The 479-nt window shown below is 71.0% G+C and carries 1 protein-coding gene; it reads left to right on the top strand.

Going from position 1 to position 479, the window contains the following annotated elements; translation table 11 throughout:
- On the top strand, positions 1-479 hold a 479-nt coding region (locus tag EK416_RS17470; protein WP_181952159.1), incomplete at both ends, for a hypothetical protein.

Below are 479 nucleotides of genomic sequence, written 5' to 3'. Positions count from 1 at the left end.
ACGGGCGACACCGGAGCAACCGGAGCGACGGGTGCCACGGGTGATACCGGTGCAACTGGAGCGACGGGTGCCACGGGCGATACCGGTGCGACCGGAGCGACGGGTGCCACGGGTGCAACTGGAGCCACGGGTGCCACGGGCGATCCCGGTGAGACCGGTGCCACGGGTGCCACGGGTGCTACGGGTGCTACCGGTGCCACGGGTGCTACGGGTGCCACGGGTGCCACAGGTGCCACGGGTGCTACGGGTGCTACGGGTGCTACGGGTGCTACGGGTGCCACAGGTGCCACGGGTGCTACGGGTGCTACGGGTGCCACGGGTGCCACGGGTGCTACGGGTGCTACGGGTGCCACAGGTGCTACCGGTGCTACGGGTGCTACGGGTGCCACGGGTGCCACGGGTGCTACCGGTGCTACCGGTGCCACGGGTGCTACGGGTGCTACGGGTGCCACGGGTGCTACGGGTGCTACGGGTGCCAC

Source organism: Rhodomicrobium lacus (assembly GCF_003992725.1).
GTDB classification, from domain to species: domain Bacteria; phylum Pseudomonadota; class Alphaproteobacteria; order Rhizobiales; family Rhodomicrobiaceae; genus Rhodomicrobium; species Rhodomicrobium lacus.
This window is presented reverse-complemented; position numbering and strand designations above follow the sequence as displayed.